Source organism: Roseomonas alba (assembly GCF_019430885.1).
GTDB classification, from domain to species: domain Bacteria; phylum Pseudomonadota; class Alphaproteobacteria; order Acetobacterales; family Acetobacteraceae; genus Neoroseomonas; species Neoroseomonas alba.
Genome location: NZ_JAHYBZ010000019.1, coordinates 14,174 through 30,619, shown reverse-complemented (window position 1 = coordinate 30,619; position 16,446 = coordinate 14,174). Strand labels below are relative to the sequence as shown.

13 protein-coding genes and 1 pseudogene are annotated in these 16,446 nt (G+C 70.8%); 8 read left to right on the top strand and 6 right to left on the bottom strand.

Translation table 11 applies throughout. The annotated features are described in order from the left end of the window. The 4 genes and pseudogenes from KPL78_RS29525 to KPL78_RS29510 all read right to left on the bottom strand — a co-directional run. Positions 1–306: pseudogene (locus tag KPL78_RS29525) on the bottom strand (hypothetical protein); the annotation flags it as partial. A 75-nt stretch (positions 307–381) separates the two neighbouring features. Further along, the gene (locus KPL78_RS29520) at positions 382–1,566 is read right to left on the bottom strand and encodes a pyridoxal-phosphate-dependent aminotransferase family protein (RefSeq protein WP_219766885.1); all 1,185 of its coding nucleotides are present in this window, start codon (positions 1,564–1,566) and stop codon (positions 382–384) included. A 283-nt stretch (positions 1,567–1,849) separates the two neighbouring features. Continuing rightward, positions 1,850–4,918: a S8/S53 family peptidase gene (locus KPL78_RS29515; protein ID WP_219766884.1), complete on the bottom strand. Its 3,069-nt coding sequence runs from the start codon at positions 4,916–4,918 to the stop codon at positions 1,850–1,852. Positions 4,919–5,183: 265 nt separating this feature from the next. Next, positions 5,184–6,590, bottom strand: a complete 1,407-nt coding sequence (locus KPL78_RS29510) for an FAD-binding oxidoreductase (RefSeq protein ID WP_219766883.1) — start codon at positions 6,588–6,590, stop codon at positions 5,184–5,186. Between the two features lie 83 nt (positions 6,591–6,673). On the opposite strand from KPL78_RS29510, the gene KPL78_RS29505 reads away from it, so the two are divergent. From KPL78_RS29505 to KPL78_RS29470, 8 genes are all read left to right on the top strand, one after another. Then, entirely contained in the window at positions 6,674–7,849 is a 1,176-nt protein-coding gene (locus KPL78_RS29505; protein WP_219766882.1) for a glutathionylspermidine synthase family protein, read from the top strand. Between the two features lie 9 nt (positions 7,850–7,858). Further along, positions 7,859–9,043 carry a glutathionylspermidine synthase family protein gene (locus tag KPL78_RS29500; protein WP_219766881.1) on the top strand — a complete coding sequence of 395 codons (1,185 nt, stop codon included), beginning with the start codon at positions 7,859–7,861 and terminating at the stop codon, positions 9,041–9,043. A 25-nt stretch (positions 9,044–9,068) separates the two neighbouring features. Then, complete coding sequence (locus KPL78_RS29495; protein WP_219766880.1) at positions 9,069–9,494, top strand: DUF350 domain-containing protein; 426 nt, start codon at positions 9,069–9,071, stop codon at positions 9,492–9,494. 7 nt (positions 9,495–9,501) lie between these two features. Next, on the top strand, positions 9,502–10,566 hold the full coding sequence (locus tag KPL78_RS29490; protein ID WP_219766879.1) for a DUF1190 domain-containing protein: 1,065 nt from the start codon (positions 9,502–9,504) through the stop codon (positions 10,564–10,566). A 3-nt stretch (positions 10,567–10,569) separates the two neighbouring features. Further along, positions 10,570–11,106 (top strand): hypothetical protein, encoded by a 537-nt coding sequence (locus KPL78_RS29485; RefSeq protein ID WP_219766878.1) that lies wholly within the window; start codon positions 10,570–10,572, stop codon positions 11,104–11,106. Beyond that, the gene (locus tag KPL78_RS29480; protein WP_219766877.1) at positions 11,103–11,429 is read left to right on the top strand and encodes a hypothetical protein; all 327 of its coding nucleotides are present in this window, start codon (positions 11,103–11,105) and stop codon (positions 11,427–11,429) included. Before KPL78_RS29485 ends, KPL78_RS29480 begins: the two co-directional genes overlap by 4 nt. After that, positions 11,426–12,010 carry a hypothetical protein gene (locus KPL78_RS29475; protein WP_219766876.1) on the top strand — a complete coding sequence of 195 codons (585 nt, stop codon included), beginning with the start codon at positions 11,426–11,428 and terminating at the stop codon, positions 12,008–12,010. The genes KPL78_RS29480 and KPL78_RS29475 overlap by 4 nt, the downstream gene beginning before the upstream one ends. Before the next feature lie 220 nt (positions 12,011–12,230). Further along, positions 12,231–12,989 carry a hypothetical protein gene (locus KPL78_RS29470; RefSeq protein ID WP_219766875.1) on the top strand — a complete coding sequence of 253 codons (759 nt, stop codon included), beginning with the start codon at positions 12,231–12,233 and terminating at the stop codon, positions 12,987–12,989. A 43-nt stretch (positions 12,990–13,032) separates the two neighbouring features. Here KPL78_RS29470 and KPL78_RS29465 read toward each other — a convergent pair whose 3' ends face one another. Both KPL78_RS29465 and KPL78_RS29460 read right to left on the bottom strand, forming a co-directional pair. Beyond that, positions 13,033–13,734 carry a response regulator gene (locus tag KPL78_RS29465; protein ID WP_219766874.1) on the bottom strand — a complete coding sequence of 234 codons (702 nt, stop codon included), beginning with the start codon at positions 13,732–13,734 and terminating at the stop codon, positions 13,033–13,035. Further along, the gene (locus KPL78_RS29460) at positions 13,731–16,373 is read right to left on the bottom strand and encodes a sensor histidine kinase (protein WP_219766873.1); all 2,643 of its coding nucleotides are present in this window, start codon (positions 16,371–16,373) and stop codon (positions 13,731–13,733) included. The genes KPL78_RS29465 and KPL78_RS29460 overlap by 4 nt, the downstream gene beginning before the upstream one ends. Positions 16,374–16,446: the final 73 nt, after the last annotated feature.

The following is a 16,446-nucleotide window of genomic DNA, read 5'->3' as shown; positions in this document are numbered from 1 at the left end:
AGCCGATCCTGCACATCCCAGAAACCAGGTTGACCTGCCGACATCCGCAGCCTGCTCCATTTCGATCAGCACGAAGCGAATCACGTCAGCCCCAGCGCCGCCAACAGGTTTCCGGAAGCGTCCGCCTTCCTTGCGGTGCAGATAGGCGTGGACCCAGGCGCTGTCGGCGTCATCCCCGACCTGGGCGGCCTCATGCGCGCGGTCCCAATCGCCGCGGGCATCCCACCACAGGGCCAGCAGCGGCCCGGGCAGCCCTGCCGGCGGTGAGGCCTCGGTCAGGCTGGTGCGGAATTCCTGGGGCGTCATGGCCGGTTTCCTCGCATGCGTTCGCTGCGGCCCGGCCGGATGCCGGGGGGAGGCACCCCTCCCCCACGGCGGGCTTCAGGCATTGCCTGCCAGATAGTCCATCGCCGCCTGCACGCCACCTGCCTTGTGCGGCACGCCGGCGGTGCGCAGGCCCATCTCGACCCCGCCCAGAGTGCCGATCAGCGACAGGTCGCCGAAATCGCCGAGATGACCGATGCGGAAGACCCGGTCGTTGAGCTGCCCGAGCCCGTTGCCGAGCGACATGTTGAACTTCTCGAGGATCGTGGCGCGCAGCGCATTCGCCGAATGGCCTTCCGGCAGGCGCACCGCCGTCAGCGAGGAGGAATAGTGCCGCGGCTCGGCACACTGCGTCTCGAAGCCCCAATGGCGCACCGCGCGGCGCGTCGCCTCCGCGTGGCGGTCATGGCGGGCAAAGACGTTGTCGAGGCCTTCCTCCATCAGCATGTCCACCGCGGCGTCCAGCCCATAGAGCAGGTTGGTCGCCGGGGTGTAGGGGAAGTAGCCGGTGGCATTGGCGGCCAGCATCGGCTTCCAGTCCCAGAAGCTGCGCGGCAGCTTCGCGGTCTCGGATGCCTTCAGTGCCTTTTGCGAGATCGCGTTGAAGGACAGGCCAGGCGGCAGCATCAGCCCCTTCTGCGATCCGGCGACGGTGACGTCGACGCCCCATTCGTCGTGGCGGTAGTCGATGGACCCGAGCGAGGAGATGGTGTCGACCAGCAGCAGCGCCGGATGGCCGGCGGCGTCCATGGCCTTGCGCACCTCGTCGATGCGGGAGGTGCAGCCGGTGCTCGTCTCGTTGTGGACGACGCAGACGGCCTTGATGGCGTGCGTCTTGTCCTCGCGCAGACGGGCTTCGATCTGGGCAACGTCGGCACCGCGGCGCCAGTCGGTCTTCACCAGGTCGGTGACGATGCCGAGGCGGCCCGACATCTCCTGCCACAGATGGGCGAACCAGCCGGTCTCGCACATCAGCACGCGATCGCCGGGCGAGAGGGTGTTGGTCAGCGCCGCCTCCCAGGCCCCGGTGCCGGAGGCGGGGTAGATCACGACCGGGCCTTCGGTCCTGAAGACGTGGCGGACCTTTTCCAGCAGCGCCTTGCCCATCTTCCCGAAATCGGGGCCGCGATGGTCCATGGTCGGGTTGTCCATCGCCCGCAATACGCGGTCGGGCACGTTGGTCGGGCCCGGGATCTGCAGGAAGTGACGGCCGGCGACGGGCTTGGACTGGAAATAGGCCATGGATGGGCTCCCTCTCTCGCCGGGGTTCATGCGCCAAAGGCGCCGCGGGCGCCAATGAGTTCGGCATGTCCGGCCCATGAGCGCGGACGATCGCCCCGATCCTCGCCGGACGCGGCATGCGGCCCGTCGCCGTGCGCCAGGGTCCCGCCGGCGGCATTGCGCAACGGGTCCGCACCCGTGCGCGGCCGACCATCCCAGCGCATGCGCTATGGATGCCGTGGTGGATGCTCGGGAGGATTCCGCAACGGCACGCGCGCCGGATGGCGCCGTCCGGACACGCCCCTCAGGCGATCAGGTCGTGGCCTGTCAGGCTGGTGAAGTCGAACTGCACGATGAGGTCGTTGTAGTCGAAGTCGGATCCATTCACGGCGGTGGTGTCCTCCCACCCCCAGGTGTTCAGCCCGTAGTTCCAGATATGGGTGGCGTGTCCGCCATCCGGGACGGTCTCATTGGCCTCGGCGAAGGCCCAGTAGGTGGCGGTCACGCCTTCAAAGGTCGCCGAGAAGCGCATGGCCAGGATGTCGCCATCGTCGACCTCCGTCAGCACCGCCTCGGCATAGTTGCCGAAGCCGGGACCGGCGATGACGGTACCGCCGCCCTTCAGCGTGTAGGCCGCCGCCTCGGCAGCCGCGGCATAGCCCGCATCGCCCGGCCGCTGGCCGTCCACGGTGCCGGAGAGGTCGTCGACCCGGTAGATCATCAGCGTGCTGTCGGGCGCGCCGCTCTGGCGCATTCGCACGACGACGTCCTGGCCATTCGCATCGCCGGGGGTCTCGGCGATGGCGACGGGCCGTGCCACCGTCACGCCGGCATCGTCTCCGCCGAAGGAGACGAAGCCAAAGCCGGCGGTCAGCCCGGCCTGGTAGAGCCCCAGCGCCGTGTCCCCCATGCTCGCGCCGATCGCGTCGCCCTCCGTGACCGCGACCGTGCTCGACGCGACATGCGATGCGCCGTCCAGCAGTTGCACCAGCGTGGCATCGAAGTCGGACTGCAGCATCTTCTGCACGACCGCGTCACCGGACACGAGGCCCTCGCCGTCGGTGCTGCCGGCGACGACCTGGTCGCCGAGCGTGACCTGGTAGCGGCCCAGCGGCCCGGCCACCTGCACCAGCAGCGCCTGGTCCGCACCGCTCGCCGCCGTGGTGGCGTTGAGGCCGCTGACCACGTCGGGCTGGACCTGGTTGCCCATCTGCGCATGGGCGATGGCAGTCAGGGCGCGCGCGAGCAAGAGCCCGTTCGGCGTGCCGAGGCCGGTCGTCAGATCATACCCCTCGATCGCCGGGTAGCCGAGGCCCGTGGCGAAGATGTAGGCCTCGCCACCGGAAGACTTGGCGATGAAGGCGTAGTCGGGATTGCCGTTCGGCGCTCCCTCCGAATCCTCATGGTAGTAGAAGAAGCTGGCGGTGTTGTGCCCGATCGTGACGTCGTTGAACGAACCGGGCGCGATGGCCGCGGCGATGTAGAGCAAGTCGTTGTAGTAGCCGAGCTCGGGCAGGCCCTGGTCCTGGAAGATGACGTCGAGCTGCGCCGTCAGCGCCGCCCACAAGGGGGCCGCCGCGCTGGTGCCGCTTTCGGGCGCGGTGAGCGGCTCGGAACCGATCCCGTCATAGTCGGGATTGAGGATCTTGTACCAGGTGTTGCCGCCCGCCACGGCTGAGACATCGGGAATACCGCGTCCGTCGAGGGGAAGACCGAACGCCGCCTGGTAGGATGGGATGGGCTGCCCGGTGTCGATGCCACCGCCGCTCGCCGCGTTCTTCAGGTAGGACGGGTCCATCTCATAGGTCCCGTCGGTCTTCTGCTCGAGCCTGTAATCGTACCAGACTGTCTCGACGAACAGCGCGAGGTCGGTGGCGTCCAGATGCGCCGGCGCGATCGCCAGCCCGCCCGCGACCAATTGCAGCAGCGTGGCGAGATCGTTCGCCTGCGCATTCGAGAGCACGGCCTCGAGCGTCGTGTCCGTGAGGGCCGTGCCGAAGGTCGACAGCGAGCTGCCGCCGACGATGATCGCCGAGCCGACGGCGTGCGAGCTGTGCACGAGCGTGTTGCCGGTGGCGTACTGGGCGCTCGATCCGCCGTCGCCCGAGGACATCAGCGCCGTGATATTGCGCAGCTGCGCATCAACGAAGAGCTGCTCATAGGCCCAGGCGAAGGGTGAATCCGGCGTCGGCCGGATGTGGTCCGAGTAGGAGGAGGTCAGGATCGACGGCGCATTCTCCGCATCGAAGATCGCTGACTGGTACCCGGTGTAGGTGGTCTGCCCGGAATAGCCGTAGAGGACCTGCGAGCTGTTCGGCGCGGCCGTCGCGATGATCGACACATCGAGCGTGGTCTCGCCCGAGGTCGCGTTCGCCGGGACGGTGTCCGATCCGGCGAGGTTGACGAGGTCCACCGCCGCGAAGCCATCCGTGTCCGCTGCCCCATAGGCGGGCAGGTTCAGCATGGCGCGGTAGTCGTTCAGATAGCCCTTCAGCGCATCCGCGGTGGTGCCTTCCACCAGGCCCACGGTCGGCGAGGACAGGCTCGCGACCATCCTCTGCCAGTCCGTCGCGGTGCCGGCGGCCACGGCTTCATAGGCTTCGGAGAGCGGGAAATCGTAGAGCCGGGCGATGGCATCCGGCGTGTAGAGCGCGTCCGTCGTCGCCCCGTTGCCGACGCCGAGCGCCCCGGAACCGAGCGTCGCCGGGTCCACCGCGTCGTCGATATCGACCTCGGTGTATTCCGGGGCCATGGCCTGGTCCACCCACAGGCCGGCGACGCTCCCGGCGATGTCGGTGGGCAGGCTCAGCGAGCCCGCCCAGGCAAGGAAGGACGGTTCGCCATCCACGCTGACCGTCAGCAGCTGGGTGTCGAACAGCGCGGCGAACTCGTCGGCGGTGACGGTCAGCCAGACGGTGCGCGACTCCGCCGAGGAGACATAGACGCCATCCGTGAGCAGCGCCGTGCCGGTCAAGCCGTCCAGCGCACCCGCGCCGGTCACGGCGTCGACTACCGCCTGGTAGGTGGCGGGATCGGCACCGTAGAGGCTGGCGACACTCGGCTGGTCGGCCAGCGCCGCCTGCCGCGCGGCCCAGTTCCCGGAGAGCAGCGCATCGGGGTCATTCGCGCGATCCAGTACCAGAGCGATGGTGATGCTGTCCCCGCCGCTCGCGGCTCTGACGCTCACCTCGGCATCGGCGGTGCCGTAGAAGGCGCTCTTGAGGACCTGCGCGACCTCGGTCAGCTGGTCCGGCGAGAGGCTCGTGCCGCTGATCGAGGCGAGGGTCACGACATTCGCGTCGGACGTCAGCTCATAGGCGGTGAGGTCGAGGAAGGTCGAATTGTCGACATTAGCAAAGAGCGTTCCACTCATCCCGGACCGGCCTTATCAATAAATTGTCATGCACGAGATGGTAGCAAACGAGGTCGGCAATTCAATGATCCGGACATGACATTCGGCCGAAGGAAACCCGCGCCGACTTGCCAGCCGCCCACGCCGGGACGGCGGGCCGGCGCATTCCTCGATCGAGCAACACCGGCCTGCGCGCCCACCTGGCCACCCATCCATCCAGCTCCTGTCGCTGGATGGCCAGGCGGACGCGCAGGCCGGCGCCGACCGAGCGTAAGCGTGCGATGCGCTACGGCAGCATCTTGCCCGGGTTCATCATCCCCCGCGGGTCGATCACCGCCTTGATCGCCCGCATCAGGTCAAGCGCCACGCCGTCCTTGTGCGTCACCATGGCATGGCGCTTGGACTGGCCGATGCCGTGCTCGGCCGAGAAGGAGCCGCCGAGTTCCACGGCGATGGCATTGACGATCGCCTCAGCGTCGCGCGCACGGGCCGACCAGGCTTCGTAGGGCGTGCCGGTCGGCGCCATCAGGCTGACATGGATGTTGCCGTCGCCGGCATGGCCGATGGCGATCAGGCGTCCCTCCGGCCAGCGCTCCGCGAGCACCGCTTCCACCCGCGCGCAGAAGGTCGGCACGGCGGAGACCGGCACCGAGGTGTCGGTGTTGATGCAGGGTGCTTCGCGCCGGCCGGAATCGGGCCAGTCCTCGCGGATGCGCCAGATCATGGCGCGCTGGGCCTCGTTGTCGGCGATGGCGGCGTCGAGCACTTCCTCGGCCTCCGCCCCCGCCGCGAGCGTGTCCTCCAGCATCTCGCGCAGCGGCACGGAGGGGTGCGCGGCGGCAAGTTCCACCATGACATACCAGGGGCTGCCGAGCGGCAATGGAATGCGGATGCCGACGGCGTTGCGACTCATGATCTCCATGCAGGTGCCGATGATGAGTTCGAAGGCGATGACCTCAGCCCCGCTCCCCATGACACGGGAGAAGAGGTTCAGCGCGGCCTCGGGCGAGGGCACGGCGACGAAGGCGGTCTCGACGCGCTTCAGCGCCGGGACCAGGCGCAGCGCGGCGGCGGTGATGACGCCGAGCGTCCCCTCCCCGCCCAGGAAGAGGTGGCGCAGGGCGTAGCCGGAATTGTCCTTGCGCACGCGGCGGAGGTCGTTGAGCACGCGACCATCGGGCAGCACGACCTCGAGGCCGAGGACGAGGTCGCGCGCATTGCCCCAGCGCAGGGTGCGGATGCCCCCGGCATTGGTGGACAGCGCGCCGCCGACCATGGCCGAGCCCTGCGCGCCCCAGGAGAGCGGGAACAGACGGTCGACGGCGGCGGCGGCCTGCTGGACGTTCTGGACGATGCAGCCGGCCTCGGCGACGAGCGAGAAGTCCCGCGCATCGACGTCGCGTATGCGGTTCATCCGTTCGAGGCTGAGGATGACCGAAGGCGGCCCGTTCGCCGGCACCACCGCCCCACCGCACAGACCGGTGCGCCCGCCGGCGGGCACCACGGCGAGGCCGGCGGCGGCGCAGGCGCGAAGGGTCGCGGCGACTTCCTCGGTCGTGCCCGGCCGCAGCACCGCGGCGGGCATGCCCTTCCACTGGCCGCGCCAATCGACCGCATAGGGCGCGATGTCGTCTGAAGCCGTGAGGCAGTGGCGAGGGCCGAGCGTTGCGGCCAGTTCCATGAGCGTTTCCATGCCCGGATTGATGCGCGCCGCGGCGGCAACCGCAAGGGTGCCTGTGCAGGCCGTGCCATACGGCCCCTATACTCGTTCCACCCATGACCCCTACCCCACCCGCCATCGCCCGCCGGATGCTGCGCCGGGACGACACCTTCCCGATCCGGTCGGAAGCGCTCGGCTTCGTCTTCCACTCGCCGGAGGAGCGCGAATACTGGACGCGCGACGCCTGCTACGCGCTGACGCCGGAGGCCGTAGCGGCCATGGAAACCGCCGCGCGGGAACTGAATGGCATGATCGCCGCCGCCGTCGACCGCGTCGTCGCACGCGGCGACTATGCCGCCTTCGGCTTCACGCCACGCCTCGCCGCATTGGTGGAGGAATCCCATCGCCTCGGCGAACCGTCGCTCTATGGCCGCTTTGATTTCCGGCTCGGCGCGGACGGATCGGTGAAGCTGTTCGAGTTCAATGCCGAGACGCCGGCCGCGCTGCTGGAGGCGGCGGCGGTACAGCTCGCCTGGTTCGAGGAGACCGAGCCCGGTCCGGACACGCGGCCCGGCAGCGACCAGTGGAACGCCATCGACGACCTGCTGGTCGCGCGTTGGGGGCAGATGCGCCTGCCGCCGCGCATCCACTTCGCCGCCGAGCGCCAGCGCGAGGACGAAATCGCCCAGGTCGCCTATCTGATGGCGACCGCACGCGCAGCGGGGTTCGAGGCGGCGTTCATGCCGGTGGACGACATCTCCTGGCAGGCGGAGACCGGTTTCGTCACGCCGGACGGCACGCCGCTCGAAGCCTGTTTCAAGCTCTATCCCTGGGACTGGCTGGACATCGAGGAAGGCGGCCCGCTGCTGCCGATCGGCCGCACGCGCTGGATCGAGCCGGCGCGGCGCATGCTGCATGCGAGCAAGGCGATCCTCGTCACGTTGTGGGAGATGTTCCCGGGGCATCCTCTGCTCCTGCCCGCCTCGCTCGATCGCGCGGCGATCGCGGGGCCGGCGATCGGCAAGCCGGCGCTGGGGCTCGAAGGATGGGGGATGACGGTGGACGGCACCGGAGCCGATGAATCGACCGAGATTGCCGAGGGTTTGCCTCCGTCCCCTACGATCTGGCAACAATGGGCACCCTTGCCGGGGCATGCGACGCCACAGGGCCTCGCCTATCCGGTCATGGGCGTGTGGATGGTCGGCGACGAACCCGCCGGCCTCGGCATCCGGGAGGGGGATGACAGGGTGACGACCTTCGAGGACCGCTTCGTGCCTCACGTGATCCTGTAGCCGCACGCCATGGCCTATCCGCCCTTCCGGCGCGAGCCGGTGCAGACCCCGGCGCTGTTCCTCCATCGCCTGCGCGAACTCACCCTCGACGGGCCGAACCCAGATGGCGAGCCCTGGTGGGTGACGGACGCCGCCTATGTCATTGACGCCGATGCGGCCGAGGCGCTGCTCAATGCCGCGACCGGCGTACAGCAGCGCTGCTACAAGGCGGTCGAGGAACTCGTCGCCTCCGGCGACTACGCCTATTTCGGCATCCGCAGCCGCGCCATGCAGGCGGCGATCGCGCAATCCTGGCGGGCCAAGGATGCGCCGCTCTACGGGCGGATGGACTTCACCTTCGCCGCCGACGGTACGCCGATGCTGCTGGACTACGAGGCGGATTCCCCCTTCGGCCTGGCCGAGGCGTCCTTCGTGCAGTGGGAATGGTTCGAATCCTGGCAATCGGATTCCGGCCGCAAATCCGACAGCCAGGAGAACCTGATCTACGAGAAGCTGGTCGAGCACATGCCCAAGGTCGGGCTGCCGTCACGCTTCGCCATCGCCTGCGGCGGGGAGACCCTGCCCAACGGGTTGCCGGCCGACACGACCGAACGCTTCGACGCGGAATACCTCGCCGAGGTCGCCGCGGAGACGAACCGCAGCGCGCGCATCTGCTCGATCGGGCAGATCGGCTGGGACATGGAGGCGCTGCGCTTCACCGACGACCGCGACGAGCCGCTCGACGCGCTGATGAAGATCTACCCCTGGGACTGGATGGAGGAGGAGCCGAACATCGAGGTCCTCCCGCGATCCCGCACGCGGATCTATCCCGGGGCCTGGGTGCGGCTGCTCGCCGACAAGACCATGATGGCGCTGCTCTGGCACATGTTCCCCAACACGGCGAACCTGCTGCCGACCTTCCTCGACCGCCCGCCGCAGGGCGAGATGGTCGCGAAGCCGCGCCGCGGCTGGGATGGCGAGCATGTCACGCTTCCCGGCCAGCCGATCGGCCCGGTGCCGGAGGAGGAGGTCGGCCCGCTGCTGTATCAGGCCCATTGCCCCCTGCCCGTCTTCGCCACGCCGCGGGGCAACGTGCATTGTGCCGCCTCGGTCTGGATGATCGGCGGGCAGCCGGCCGGGCTTTCCTTTCGCGAATCCCGCGGCCCGGTGACGGGACCCGCCGCGCGCTTCGTGCCCCACATCCTGCGCGGATGACGCGCCAAGAACCGGGACGCATCGCATGACCCCCGCCGAGATCCTCGCCGTCTTCCCCTCGACCTTCCTGAGCTTCCTCATCGCCTTCTCGCTGGGCGTGGTGTTCTGGGTGGCAGGGCTCGTCGTGGTCTCGATGATCACGCCGCATTCGGAACTGACCCTGTTGCGGGCGGGGAACACGCCCTGCGCCCTCGCCTTCGGCGGCAAGGCGGTGGGGATGGTCCTGCCGATCGCCGCCGTCGCACGCACGGCCGCGAGCCCGCTCGATCAGGCCATCTGGTGCGTCGTCGCCGTTGCCGTGCAGCTCGTCGCGCATCTGGTGCTGACGACGCTGCTCGAAGGGCGGTTGAAGCGCGAGATCGACGCGAATGAGGTGGGCGGTGCCGCCGTCTTCATCGCCTTCATCCAGATCGGCACCGGGATTCTCAACAATGCCGTCATGTCGGGCTGAGGCACCGGTGCGGCGCCGATCCCGCACCGTCCGCGCGGCCGCCCTCGTCACCATCGGGCTCGGGGTGACGGGGTGCGACGACGCGCCGCCGGACCTGCCCGGGCAGACCGAGGCACGGCTCGATGCCTGCCGCGCGGCGCATCGGCGCCTCGGCGAGGACCCGGCGCGCTGCGACGTGCTGGAACAGGTGATCGCGCGGGAGCAGACCGCCGACCGCCCGCAGTTCCGCACCATCGCGGCCTGCGAGGCGACCTTCGGCCGCGACGCCTGCGAGGGCGAAACGCTCGCCGCGACGGGTCCGAACTGGCGCCCGGCCCTCGCCGGCTGGGTGCCGAGCCCCGGCAATCCACAGATCCTGCAGCCCGTGCTGCGCGACCGGTCGGCGCAATATTGGGCGCTGTCGGAACCGGTGCGGCCGGCAACGGGCACCCTGCTGACGCAGAATGCGCCGCGCAATGTGCCGGGACCGGCTCTCGCCGCAACAGCGCGATCGCCGGCCGCGACGCAATACGCCTATTACCACCTCGCCCCGATCTATCCGGACGAGGCGAGTTGCGGCGCCGAGTGGCAATCCTGCGAACGGTCGGACGCGCCGCTGCCGAACCGCTTCGCGACCGAGGAGGCCTGCAAGGCCAGTTGGTCGCAATGCCTCGAGGTCGAACTGCCCGAGAGTGCCCTGACCATGGCGGTGGCCACGGCGCCGCAACAGGGCTCCACCGGCCCGGGCACGACAGGCGGGACCGGATCCGGCGGCGGGGTGCATCCCGCCTGGTGGATCGGCTACAATTCCGGCTACCGGAGCAGCTACGCCGGCGGCATCGGACCGCGCTACCAGGGGTGGACCTGGACCGGGGATCGTCGGCCGACCGCGGCCTATCGTCCCGCCACCGGGACCGGGCCCCTGCAGGCCTGGGACAGCAGCACGCGCCGGCTCGGGGCAGCGAGCCGCATGGCGTCCTATTCCGGCGGCACCAGCGCCCGGACCTCGGGGACGAGCATCTCGCGCCCCGCCTCCTCCATCTCCCGCGCCGGGTTCGGCTCCACCGGCAGCGCCTATTCCTCGGGAGGCTGAGCCATGGGCGCGACCACACTCTTCGAGGACATGCCGCGGCGCGTGGTGCTCGCGCTGTTGTTCTCCGGCCTGTTCTTCACCGCGATCGGCGTCTTCATGACGCCGAGCGGCGACGGCTATTGGCTCGCCGTCGTCGCGGCGCCGCTGGTCGGCGGGACGGCCGGCTTCATCCTGGGCGGTGCGCCGGGGCGCACCCTCGATGCCTGGATGATGCGGGACAGCGCGCCAAAACAGGCGCCCACGGTCCTGCAACCCTCGGCGCTGCCGCCATCCGACCGGGCGGCGTTGCAGACCGCGCTGCTGCCGCTGCTGCTGTCCGAACTGTCCGGCGCGGCGGACCGCATGTCCCCACGTGAGAAGGCGGCGGCGCGCGCGCTGGTCGAGGCCGGCGCCACCGCCCCCGAAGGCGAAGCCCGCCAGGTGCTGGGGCACGACCTGCCCCGGCTGATCGGGGCACTCGCCACCGGGCGCGATGCGGCGGCGGGCGAGGCCGAGGCGCTGGCCCGGCGCCTCGGCCAGCCATCGGAGCGCCGGCCATGAACGAGGCCCTCTCCCGGGCACGGCTCTATCTGATCGCCGGCGCCGCGCTGGTCTTCGTGGGCGGGCTGCTGGTCGCGGTCGGGCATTGGAACCGCGCCGAGACCGACCGCGCCTTCGTCGCGGCCGCTGCCGAGGCGATGCGGGCGCCGCCGCCATCCAATGGCGTGCGCTACTGGGCGCCGAGTGCGGTGGCCGCGCCGGACAGCGCCTCCCGCGTGCGGCTGGAGGCGATGGAGCGACTGCGGCAGGTCCCGACGGTGCTGCCCACCCTGCCCCGCACGGCGCCCTCGCCCGGCGAGAAGACGCCGGTGACGCCGCGATGATCCTCGGCATCCTCTTCCTGCTGGGCGGCGCCTTCTTCGTCCTGCTGGCGTGGCGGCGGCTGCGCGGCGCGCGCGACCCGAACTGGGTGCGGGCGGATGGCACGCGCCTCGTCGTCGAGCCCGCGCCCGGGCAGGATACGCCGCGCGTGACGCTGTGGCGCGGCGACGGTGTGGCCTTCGGCCCCTGCGGGGCGAGCTGGGACCCGCCGAAGGACATGCGGAGCCTGCCTCCGCCGCTCCCTGGCAGCGGCATCTTCCGGGTCGCCTGCGCGGCCGATCTGGATGCGGAAGACGCCTTCGGCACAGGGGACGGACGGCTGGCGCGCACGCTGCGGGACGCTCTGGGGACGCGTGCGCTGCTGCTGATGCCCGTGGATGGCGATCGGCCCGTGCTGCTGCACGGCAGGAAGCGGGGTGCGCGGACCAGCGCCGGCGGCATCGGCATTGAACAGGCGCAGCTCGACGCGCTGGTGGCGCTGCTGGGCGATCCCGCCGGGCTGCGCGTGGAGGTGAGGCGCCGCCGCGTACAGCGGTCCGGCTGGGGCGGGGCGCAGGGTCAGAGGCAGCGCGGGCGGCAGTGATGCGTCGACCTCGCCGGCCCGGCGCATCGTGGCAGGGCGGCACGACCACCCACACCGCGACGCCGGTCAACGCGGCCGATCGATAGCCGGCGCGGATGCCGCGCGACTTGGCCCGCGACCGACTCTCCTCCGAGGGACGTCCTGCCGTCGGCCGATTTCGGTCATGCGCAATGCGCTCTAGGATCGGGCCCCACCACCTCGGGCCGGGACAGAGCACCTGATGTCAATGCCGACCACCATTTCCGTCTTCGGTGATTCCCATAGCGCGTTCTTCTTCGAGGTTCCCTTCTTCGCCGGGCGCCTGGGCCTGGCCTCCCCGCCGCCGTACCGGATCACGGGCCAGCATATCCCCGGTGCCTCGGTCGCCGGATTCCGCCCCGGCCAGACGAAGTTGAAGGTGAAGGAAACCATCCGGCGCACGCTGCCATCCGCCACCCATGCGATCTTCGCATTCGGCCAGGTGGACCTTGAGCTCGGCTACTACTACCGGAACGCCATCAAGCAGGAGAAGGTCGTCCCCAAGACCTATGTGGAATGGCTCATTGGGATCTATGAGGAATTCCTGTCCGACCTGGACGACGCCCATTGCCGCGTTGCCCTGAAGGGCGTCAACCTCACGACCCTGGCGCCGCGTCCCTTCGCTGCCCGGTATGTCGCGCGCATCGTCATGGAGGGCACGACGGTGACCGCGGAACAGGCGCAGAAGCTGATCGGGCCGTTCATCCTCTCGGAGGATGCGCAGAACGCGATGCATCTCGATTTCAATGCGGCGCTGGCCGCCCTGGCCCAGCGGACCGGCCGCGGCTACTTCGATCTCGTCGCGCAGACGGGCAACGGCAATATCCGCGGCCTCAGCGCCGCGCCGCCGCGGCTGGCGGATCACTTCCGCACGGCCAAGCTCGACCACCACCTGGCCGATACGGTGGTCGTGCGCCGCCTGCATGTCGAGGCCGCGGGCCGCGCCTTCGGCCTGATTTGAATCGCGCCAGGCGGAATGGGAGGGACGTGGCAACCCGCGCGCCCTACTCCTCCTCGCCGAACCGGTAGCCGACACCGGGCTCGGTGCGGATCAGCCGGGCCGCCGGCCCCAGCTTCTGCCGCAGATGCCCGATATAGACGCGCAGATACTGCGCGTCCTCGGCATGCGCCGGCCCCCAGACGGCATGCAGCAACTGCCGCTGGGTGATGACGCGCCCGTCGCCGGCGCGTGCCAGAGCGGCGAGCAGGTCCCATTCGCGGGGCGTCAGCTTCAGCGGATCAGCACCGTCAAGCCGCGCCAGGCGACGCGCCAGATCCACCTCGAGCGGCCCGAAGCGCAGCACGGCGGGTGCCTCCTCCACGCCGCGCCGCGCGCCACGCCGCAGCAGCGCCCGGATGCGCGCGAGCAGCTCGCCGAGTGCGAAGGGCTTCTCCACATAGTCGTCAGCCCCGGCATCGAGCGCCGCGACCTTCTCCACTTCCTGGTCGCGGGCCGAGATGATGACCACCGGCACCGCGCTGAAGCCGCGCAGCCGCGCGATCACCGCCTGGCCGTCCAGATCGGGCAGGCCAAGATCGAGCAGCACCAGCGCGGGGCTGCGCTCCGCCGCCTGGCGCAGCCCTTCCGCCGCCGTCTCGGCGCGCAGCGGCGCATAGCCCGCGGCGTCGAGCGCGGGCCCGAGGAAGCGATGGATCTGCGGCTCGTCGTCGATGACGAGGATGCGGGGGCGCGTCGGATCGGTCATGTCGCGGGAAAGCGCAGCGTCATGCGGGTGCCCCGGCCATTCGGTGCGATCGGGCTTTCCGCCGCGATGCGCCCGCCCATCGCATGCACCAGCCCGCGCGCGATCGCGAGGCCGAGGCCGCTGCCCGCGACGACCCGGTCGGTGCGCGTGGCCCGGAAGAAGGGATCGAAGATGCGGTGCAGGTCCGTCGTCGCGATGCCCGGCCCATCATCCTCGATGCGGATGACGATGTCCGGCCCCTCCCGCGCCGCGCGCGCCGCGACCGTGCCGGAGGGACCGGAGAATTTCCGCGCATTGTCGAGCAGATTGGCGAGCACCTGGTCGAGCAGGACAGGATCGAGCCGCGGCGCCACCAGATCGGGCGCAAGGTCGAGCAAGACCGCCGTGCCCTGCCCGCGCCGCATCGCGGCCTCGATCGCCTCGGCGATGTCCACCGTTTCGCGGCGCGGCGCGACCTGACCGTGCTCGATGCGCACCATGTCGAGGATGTTCGCGATCCAGCGCGACAGCCGGTCGGTCTCCTCCTCCGCGGTCGCCAGCAGGTCGTCACGCGTCGCCGGGTCCATCTCCGACCCCGCCCGGCGCAACGTCGCGATGGCGCCGCGGATCGAGGTCAGCGGCGTGCGCAGGTCATGCCCGAGGGAGGTGAGCAGCGCGGTGCGCAGCGCCTCCGTCTCGCCGCGCGCGACGGTGCGCGCCTGGGCTTCCATCAGTTCGGCCCGTTCCAGCGCGATCGCGCCCTGGTCGAGCAGCGCGTCGAGCGCGCGGTCGGTATCGGCGGGCAGATCCGCGCGCAGGCGCAGCCCGACCAGCCCGGCGATGCCTTTCGCCGTGCGCATGGGCCGGAACTGCCAGGCCGAGGCCGGCAGCGTGCCGGTGCCACGCCCCGCGGCGCGGCCATGGGCCATCGCCCATCGGGCCACGGCCATCGCCGCCTCGTCGGGTTCGGCGTCGATCGGCACGGCGGAACGCAGCACGGGTTCCGGTACGGACTCGCCCGGTGCCGGCGGCAGCGGCAGCAGCACGCAGGCGGCACCGCCGGAGAGCCGGGACGCCTCCTCGGCAATCGCCTGCACGATGTCGCCCGGCTCCCCCGGCGCGCCGAGGCGGCGGCTGAATTCCACCAGCCGCCGCAGCCCGAGCAGGCGCGCCTGCGCCGCCCGCACCGACCGCCCGAGCCCGCCCGTCGTTCCCGTCAGCAGGAGCGCGACCAGCGCGAAGACGACCACGCCGACCACATCCTGGGGCCCCGCGATGACGAGGGTGTAGCGCGGCGGCAGGAACAGGTAGTTCCAGGCCAGGAAGGCCAGCGCCGCGGCCATCAGGCCCTGCAGCGGTCCAAAGGCGACCGCCGCACCCACGATCGGCACCAGATAGACCATGCCGAGCGAGGCCTCGGGCACCGTGCCGTCCAGCGCAGCCCCGATCAAGGTGGCCGCAGCGATCAGCAGCGGCGTGGCGATCCAGGGCAGCCAGGCCGGCAAGCGCCCCCGTGGTCGCGGCGCCCCCGGCGGGGCGGCGGTGGCGTCGGGCACCAGATGCAGCGTGAAGTCGGTCGCACGGCGCAGCAATCCCGCGGCGAGGCTGCGTCCGGTCAGGCGCCGCCACGGTGACGGCCGCCCGCGCCCGATGACCAGGTGCGTGACATTGCGCATCCGCGCCTGGGCCAGGACGGCAGCGGGCAGATCGGCCGCGACCACGGTCTCGGTTGCCGCGCCGAGCCGTTCGGCCAGCCGCAGCGCCGCATCCGGATCGCCATCCTGCGGCACGCCGGCGCGCTCCACATGCAGGGCGAGCAGCGGCGCCTTCAGCGCATCGGCGATGCGCCGCGCCTCCCGCACCACCGTCTCGGCCGCCGCATCGCCGCCCACCAGGGCCATGACGCGGTCGCCGGCCGGCCAGGGCCCCTCGATGGCATTGGCGCGCATATAGCCGGTGACGTCGGCATCGACACGCTCGGCAGTCCGGCGCAGCGCGAGTTCGCGCAGCGCCGCGAGGTTGCCTTCGCGGAAGAAGCCGCGCAGCGCGCGCGTCGCCTGGTCGGGACGGTAGATGCGGCCCTGGCGCATGCGCTCGATCAGCTCGGCGGGCGGGATGTCGATCAGCTCGACCGCATCGGCCTCAGCCAGCACGCGGTCGGGCACCGTCTCGGCCACGCGCACGCCGGTGATGCGCGCCACCGCCTCGGACAGGCTTTCCAGGTGCTGGACATTCATCGCGGTCCAGACCTCGATGCCAGCGGCGCGCAGTTCCTCGACATCCTGCCAGCGCTTGGCGTGGCGACTGCCCGGCGCGTTGGTGTGGGCGAGCTCATCGAGCAGCAGGATCGCCGGGCGTCGGGCGAGCGCGGCGTCGAGGTCGAATTCCTCCAGCACCTGGCCGCGATAGTCGAGCCGCGCCCGCGGCAGGATCGGCAGCGTGCCGATCGCCGCCTGGGTCTCGGCGCGGCCATGCGTCTCGACGATGCCGATCAGCACGTCGGCGCCGCCGGCCGCGCGGCGGCGGCCCTCGGCCAGCATCTCCCAGGTCTTGCCCACGCCCGGCGCCGCGCCGAGGAAGACCTTCAGGCGCCCCCGCCCCTCCCGCTCGGCCATGGCGAGCAGGGCATCGGGGTCCGGGCGCGGGGGTTCAGCCGTCATGGCGTGCAGGATTAGCAGGGGCGCCGGCGCCGCGCGCGCGTCTTTACGCCGTCTTTATGCGGCACCGCCCGAT

Coding starts and splice junctions, on each gene's coding strand:
- KPL78_RS29520 (WP_219766885.1), bottom strand. CDS start 1,566: ATGGCCTATTTCCAGTCCAAGCCCGTCGCCGGCCGTCACTTCCTGCAG.
- KPL78_RS29515 (WP_219766884.1), bottom strand. CDS start 4,918: ATGAGTGGAACGCTCTTTGCTAATGTCGACAATTCGACCTTCCTCGAC.
- KPL78_RS29510 (WP_219766883.1), bottom strand. CDS start 6,590: ATGGAAACGCTCATGGAACTGGCCGCAACGCTCGGCCCTCGCCACTGC.
- KPL78_RS29505 (WP_219766882.1), top strand. CDS start 6,674: ATGACCCCTACCCCACCCGCCATCGCCCGCCGGATGCTGCGCCGGGAC.
- KPL78_RS29500 (WP_219766881.1), top strand. CDS start 7,859: ATGGCCTATCCGCCCTTCCGGCGCGAGCCGGTGCAGACCCCGGCGCTG.
- KPL78_RS29495 (WP_219766880.1), top strand. CDS start 9,069: ATGACCCCCGCCGAGATCCTCGCCGTCTTCCCCTCGACCTTCCTGAGC.
- KPL78_RS29485 (WP_219766878.1), top strand. CDS start 10,570: ATGGGCGCGACCACACTCTTCGAGGACATGCCGCGGCGCGTGGTGCTC.
- KPL78_RS29480 (WP_219766877.1), top strand. CDS start 11,103: ATGAACGAGGCCCTCTCCCGGGCACGGCTCTATCTGATCGCCGGCGCC.
- KPL78_RS29475 (WP_219766876.1), top strand. CDS start 11,426: ATGATCCTCGGCATCCTCTTCCTGCTGGGCGGCGCCTTCTTCGTCCTG.
- KPL78_RS29470 (WP_219766875.1), top strand. CDS start 12,231: ATGTCAATGCCGACCACCATTTCCGTCTTCGGTGATTCCCATAGCGCG.
- KPL78_RS29465 (WP_219766874.1), bottom strand. CDS start 13,734: ATGACCGATCCGACGCGCCCCCGCATCCTCGTCATCGACGACGAGCCG.
- KPL78_RS29460 (WP_219766873.1), bottom strand. CDS start 16,373: ATGACGGCTGAACCCCCGCGCCCGGACCCCGATGCCCTGCTCGCCATG.